6 protein-coding genes are annotated in these 6,417 nt (G+C 65.8%); 5 read left to right on the top strand and 1 reads right to left on the bottom strand.

All coding sequences use genetic code 11. From position 1 onward, the window contains the following. From rhaD to P4U43_RS17380, 5 genes are all read left to right on the top strand, one after another. On the top strand, positions 1–1,333 hold a 1,333-nt coding region (gene rhaD, locus P4U43_RS17360), incomplete at its 5' end, for a bifunctional rhamnulose-1-phosphate aldolase/short-chain dehydrogenase (protein WP_277359855.1). Positions 1,334–1,343: 10 nt separating this feature from the next. After that, positions 1,344–2,786, top strand: a complete 1,443-nt coding sequence (locus P4U43_RS17365; protein ID WP_277359856.1) for a rhamnulokinase — start codon at positions 1,344–1,346, stop codon at positions 2,784–2,786. A 13-nt stretch (positions 2,787–2,799) separates the two neighbouring features. Then, complete coding sequence (locus P4U43_RS17370) at positions 2,800–3,909, top strand: Gfo/Idh/MocA family protein (RefSeq protein WP_277359857.1); 1,110 nt, start codon at positions 2,800–2,802, stop codon at positions 3,907–3,909. Next, positions 3,902–4,807: a DUF6807 domain-containing protein gene (locus P4U43_RS17375; protein ID WP_277359858.1), complete on the top strand. Its 906-nt coding sequence runs from the start codon at positions 3,902–3,904 to the stop codon at positions 4,805–4,807. The genes P4U43_RS17370 and P4U43_RS17375 overlap by 8 nt, the downstream gene beginning before the upstream one ends. Positions 4,808–4,848: 41 nt before the next feature. Continuing rightward, positions 4,849–5,538 (top strand): cupin domain-containing protein, encoded by a 690-nt coding sequence (locus P4U43_RS17380; RefSeq protein ID WP_277359859.1) that lies wholly within the window; start codon positions 4,849–4,851, stop codon positions 5,536–5,538. Positions 5,539–5,637: 99 nt separating this feature from the next. On the opposite strand, the gene P4U43_RS17385 is transcribed toward P4U43_RS17380, so the two are convergent. Continuing rightward, entirely contained in the window at positions 5,638–6,147 is a 510-nt protein-coding gene (locus P4U43_RS17385) for a septum formation family protein (RefSeq protein ID WP_277359860.1), read from the bottom strand. Positions 6,148–6,417: the final 270 nt, after the last annotated feature.

The following is a 6,417-nucleotide window of genomic DNA, read 5'->3' on the forward strand; positions in this document are numbered from 1 at the left end:
CGCGAAGGCCGCCGCCATCGCCCCGGTGATCCGTGGCCTGGCCTCCACCGACCGCGCGCAGGTGGGGCACTTCACTGACGACGACGCCGTTCTGGACTTTTTGAGCGCAGCTGAACATCCCCGCCTGGCGGCGCTGGGCACCTCCTGCCCGGACCACTTCCTGCGCACCAAGGTCAAACCGCTGGTGCTGGACCTGCCCGCGGATGCCTCCGTCGAGGAGTCCGTGATACGCCTGAAGGAACTTCACCAGGAGTACCGCGCGGACTACCAGGGGTACTACGAGCGCCACGCCGACGCCGATTCACCGGCCATGCGCGGAGCCGACCCGGCCATCGTCCTGATTCCCGGCGTCGGAATGTTCTCCTACGGTGCGAACAAGCAGACGGCCCGCGTGGCCGGTGAATTCTACATCAACGCGATCAACGTGATGCGCGGCGCGGAGGCCATTTCCACCTACGCCCCGATCGATGAGTCCGAGAAGTTCCGCATCGAGTACTGGGCGCTGGAAGAGGCCAAGCTCGCCCGGATGCCCAAGCCGAAGTCCCACGCCACCCGCATCGCACTGGTCACCGGCGCCGCCTCGGGCATCGGCAAGGCCATCGCCACCCGCCTCGCAGCGGAGGGCGCGTGCGTGGTCATCGCCGACCTGAACCTCGAAAACGCCGAGAAGGTCGCCGAGGAACTCGGCGGGCCGGACGTCGCGATCGGCATACAGGCCGACGTCACCAATCCCGAGCAGGTCCAGCAAGCAATCAACGCCGCGGTGCTGGCCTTCGGCGGACTGGACCTGGTGGTCAACAACGCCGGCCTGTCCATCTCCAAGCCGCTGCTGGAGACCTCCGAGAAAGACTGGGACCTGCAGCACAACGTGATGGCCAAGGGATCGTTCCTGGTCTCGAAGGCCGCCGCCAAGGTGCTCATCGACCAGGAGATGGGCGGGGACATCATCTACATTTCCTCCAAAAACTCTGTCTTCGCCGGGCCGAACAACATCGCGTATTCAGCGACCAAAGCCGACCAGGCCCATCAGGTGCGTCTGCTGGCCGCTGAACTCGGCGAGTACGGTGTCCGCGTCAACGGCATCAACCCCGACGGCGTGGTCCGCGGCTCCGGTATCTTCGCCGGTGGCTGGGGAGCCAAACGCGCCGCCGTCTACGGTGTGGACGAAGAAAAGCTCGGCGAGTACTACGCCCAGCGGACCCTCCTCAAGCGCGAGGTGCTGCCCGAGAACGTGGCGAACGCCGCCGCGGTCCTCACCTCCGCCGAACTGTCCCACACCACCGGGCTGCACGTTCCGGTCGATGCCGGCGTAGCCGCCGCCTTCCTCCGGTAATCGGCTCAGCATGAAGTCGGTCTACGCAGCCGTCGATATCGGTGCCTCATCCGGCCGGGTCATTCTCGGCCGGATGGGCACCGACGGCCCGTCACTTGAGGTCATCCATCGTTTCCCGAACGGCGTGCAGGAAACCGACGGCGCCCTCCGCTGGGACATCGACGCCCTCTTCGTGGAGGTGCTGCACGGCCTCACCCTCGCCCGCGAACTCACAGACGCAAAGGGCGAACGGGTGGTGAGCATCGGCGTCGACACCTGGGCCGTGGACTACGGCCTGGTGAACGACGACGGCGCTCTCGCCTCCCAGCCGCACAGTTACCGTGACTCGCGCACGACTGGGGTTCTCGATCGGGTGCACGAAACCGTTCCGTTCGAGCAGCTGTATGAAACCACCGGGCTCCAGTTCCTGCCGTTCAACACTGTCTACCAGCTGGCGGCCGAACCCTCCCTTGAGAACGTCCAGGCGCTGTTGATCCCGGACCTGCTCGGCTTCTGGCTGACCGGGAAGCGCCGGACCGAGATCACAAACGCCTCGACCACCGGGCTTCTGGACGCCTCGACCGGCAACTTCTCGGGCGAACTCTTCGAGGCCCTGAACCTTCCGCGCAAGCTCTTTCCCACACTGATCGAACCAGGTGAAACGATGGGTCCGCTGCTGCCAGCCGTTGCCGAGCGGACAGGGCTGAACGCGGAGACGAGCGTCGTCGCCGTAGGCTCCCACGACACAGCATCCGCCGTGGCCGCAGTGCCCGCGGGAGTAAACAACTTTGCCTACATCTCCTCGGGCACCTGGTCGCTGGTGGGGGTGGAGCTGTCGGAGCCGATCCTCACCGAAGCCGGCCGTGCCGCCAACTTCACGAATGAACGCGGCGTTGACGGCACCATCCGGTACCTGCGCAACTGCGGCGGACTGTGGCTGCTCCAGGAGTGCCTGCGTGAGTGGGGGCGATCCGTGACCCTCGAGCAAGTTCTCGCTGAGGCTGCCGAGCTGCCCGCCGGCGGTCCACGAATCGACGCCGATTCCGACGACTTCATCGCGCCGGAGAACATGCCACACCGCATCCGCAGCGCGGCGGGCGAAGCGCTTGAGTCTCCTGCCGCCGTCGTTCGCTGCATTTTGGACAGCCTCGCGGAGGTGTATGCACGCACGCTCGAGCAGGCGGCACAACTGAGCGGTAAGCCGATCGACGTCGTGCACATTGTCGGCGGCGGTTCGCAGAACCGGCTGCTGTGCCAGCTCACCGCGGACGTCACGGGGCTTCCCGTTCTTGCCGGGCCGGTGGAGGCCACGGCCCTTGGCAACGTGCTGGTTCAAGCGCGTGCCGACGGCGCACTGGGCGCGGGAGCTCTCGGGACGGGGGCCACGCTGGACGACATCCGTACCGCCGTCCGGAGCACAGCCCAGACCACGCGTTATGAACCTTCCCGACAAACCGAAACAGCACTGACCTAGCAAAGGATTCACAGTGGCAGTTCGCACCAGACCCATCCGCACCGCCGTCGTTGGAGCAGGAGGCATCGCGCAGGGGCAGCACCTTCCCGGGCTGCGCGTCCTCGGCGATCGGGTGGAGATCGCAGCCATCGTCGACATGGACGGCGACCGCGCCGCTGAGGTTGCAGCAGAGTGGGGCGCGCCGCTCTCTTTCACCTCCGTGGCCGAGATGCTGGAGGAGGTGCAGCCGGATCTCGTGCTGGTGTGCACGCCGCCCGGCTCACACACTGACGCGGTCATCCGCTCGCTCGACGCCGGAGCCTCAGTCTGGTGCGAAAAGCCGCCGACCCTTTCCCTGGCCGAGTATGACGCCATCCTCGAGCACGAAGGCGCCGCGGGCCCGTATGCGTCCTACGTCTTTCAGCACCGCTTCGGCTCAGCAGCGCGAACGCTGCGGTCGCAGATCGCCGCAGGTGATCTCGGGGCTCCTTTGGTGGGCGTCTGCCACACGCTCTGGTACCGGGATACCGCCTATTACGACGTCGCGTGGCGGGGTAAGTGGGAGACCGAGGGCGGTGGACCCGCCATGGGCCACGGCATCCACCAGATGGACCTGCTGCTGTCCCTGCTGGGCGACTGGACCGAAATCAGCGCGACCATGGCGACCCTGGACCGTGATGTTGAGACCGAGGACGTCTCCTTTGCACACGTCACGTTCGAAAGCGGAGCGATCGTATCGGTTGTGAACAGCGTGCTGTCGCCGCGGGAGACCAGCTACCTGCGCTTCGACTTCGCCGATGCCACCGTGGAGGTGGAGCACCTCTACGGGTACGACAATTCGCACTGGAAATGGACGCCGGCTCCGCACGTTGATACGGACGCAGTGAGCTCCTGGGCGCCGACGCAAAACTTCGCCAGCTCACATGCTGTGCAGTTGGAGGAACTCGTGTCCTCCCTCGAGCGCGGTGAGCGCCCCGCGGCTTCCGGTCACGACGGACGGCGGGTGCTTGAACTGATTGCGGGCCTGTACCAGTCAGCGATTACTGGCCGACGAGTGCAGCGCAGCGAGCTGACCCGGGAGAATCCGTTCTACTGGTCGATGAACGGTGCTTCCGCCACATTGAAGGAGACACTCGATGCCTGAACTGCAGCTACGCCGTCCATCCAACAGCGAGCTGGTGATTTCCTGCGGCGCCGTTGACCTGGCGACGTACGTGTTCATCCCGCCTGCCACCCGCTCGGAGGCACCGAAACCGTACCTGCACCCGCTGCGCACCCTGAGCGGTGCGCAGCTTACGGGTTTCCGCCCGTGGGATCACCGCTGGCACAAGGGCCTGCAGATGACGTGGTCCCATGTTTCGGGGCAGAACTTCTGGGGCGGGCCGACCTTCTCTCCGGAGACGGACTACCAGTGGCGGGACAACCTCGGTTCGATCGAACACGAGGGGTTCCCCGGGCTCTCCGCCTCGCCCGACCGAGTCTCACTGGGTGAAGCCCTGACCTGGCGCAACTCCGCCGGTGAGCGTTGGCTCTCGGAGCAGCGCGAGACCGTCTTCTCCAGCGTCGATGTGCAGGAGCAGTCCTGGCAGTTGGACTTCACCACGGAACTGACCAATGTATCGGACCGCTCCCTCGAGTTCGGCAGCCCCACCACCCATGGCCGCGCCAACGCCGGGTACACCGGGTTCTTCTGGCGCGGCCCGCGCAGCTGGACCGGTTGCTCGATCATCGGTCCCGATGGTGCTGAGGGTGAAGCGATGATGGGCACCTCTGCGCCCTGGATTGCCCTCGCCGGGCAGAATGACGAGCTCGACGGCGGTGCCACCATCGTGGCGCTGGCCGGGACGTCGTCGTCGTCGGTTCCCTTGAAGTGGTTCGTGCGCAGCGAGCCGTTTGCTGCGCTGGCGCCCTCCCCCGCCTTCGACGAGGAAATTACGCTGGCGCCCAGCGAGTCCCTGCGGCTGCAGCACCGGTACGTCTTCGTGGACCGGATCTGCGAGCGCGACGACATCGAGCGGATCGCGAAGGGCGCCTCCCTGTGAGCGGATCGCCGCGGCTCCCTCTCTTCCCGGGATCGGTCGGCATGAGCGACCTGCGGGTGTACGAGTGGGAGACCGACGACGGCCACCACGGCGGGACGCCGCACCTGCACACCGTGTCGAACGAGGGATACGTGGTGATCGGCGGATCAGGTGAGGTGCACACGCTCTCCTCCGAGGGCTATGCGCGGGATCCGCTGAGTGCCGGATCGGTGCTGTGGTTCAGCCCGGGGACGGTGCACCGGCTCATCAATACAGGGGACCTCCGCATCCTCACGGTCATGCAGAACTCAGGGCTGCCGGAGGCCGGCGACGCTGTGCTGACGTTTCCGCTCGAGATCGTTTCCCACGCCGAAAGGTACCGGTCAGCGGTCTCGTTGCCCGAGGGCACCGAGGCGGAGCGCGGCGAGGCGGCCCGCCGTCGTCGTGATCTGGCGATCGAGGGCTATGCGGAGTTGCTTTCAGCGCTGGAGGAAGGCGACCGCGGACCGCTCGACGCGTTCTACGCCGCAGCCTCCGCACTGGTGCAGCCCCGAGTGGAGGAGTGGACGAAGCTGTGGACGGACACGGTGCTTGCCGATGTCGAGACAACCCGGTCCCAGTTGGCAGCCCTTGCGGAAGGGGACGCTTCGCACCTGGGTGATGCCGCCGTCGTGCGTGCCGTGCCGAGGCCTGAGCCGCGCGCCTTCGGAATGTGCGGGCGCCTGGGGATCTGGGACGCCGACCGGCGCTGAACCCTGCGCATCGCTACCGCAAAAGTGCCGGTAAGCGGCACGATCGTGGGGACGTCCCCACGATCCTGACAATCACCGGCGCGTTTGCCTGCGAAGACGTTACCGCCCGGAACCCTTCATGCTTCCGGTGAGCAGCTCGCCTTCATCGCCGCTGACGAGGCACAGGATCTCGCGGTCACCATCGAACGCCCAACTGGCCTTTGTCGGCGTGAAGGATTCGAAATAGAGCGACGACTCCTCGTACTCCGTTCCTATGAACCCGGGGAATTCGTTGTAACAGAACTCTTCTGCCAGAGCGACGATCTCGGAGTCGCCGGGAAAATCGCCGTCGGGAAGATCGGTTGTGGCGTACGCTTCCAGATCGTGCTCGCTGCTGCAGGGCAGCACCGTGATCTCGGAGAAGCTGTAGCTTTCCTCCTCGGAGGCCTTTTCCTGTTCCTTGGGGTAGTTTGCGCAGTCGCCCACGCCGATGTTCATGGCGTCAAACTCCGCCGGCGCCGTCACCTGACCGGATTCATCGCGCTCAACCACGCCGGTATCCAGCGAGTAGCAGCCTGTAACGCCGAAGATGGCGCAGAAGGACAGCACCACCAGTGCCTTGCTTTTCATGATTCCCCCGAGAGATGCCGTGCGAACGAATTGAGAATAGAGCCCGACGGCGGCTTGAGACCCCTTCTGCGGGAAGACACGCCGGGATTGTTTGCGTGGATAGGCTTATCCGCATGACGCCCAGCGAGCAGCAGTGACCCACCATCCGGGTGCCGGCATCGGCGCCGTGTTTGTCCTGATCGCGGCGGTGCTGTGGGGAACCACCGGCACCGTTGCCAGCTTCGCGCCAGGCGTCGGCCCGCTCGCTATCGGCGCGGCGGCAATGGGGGT

It is taken from the genome of Arthrobacter vasquezii (assembly GCF_029455255.1).
Classification (GTDB): Bacteria; Actinomycetota; Actinomycetes; order Actinomycetales; family Micrococcaceae; genus Arthrobacter_D; species Arthrobacter_D parietis.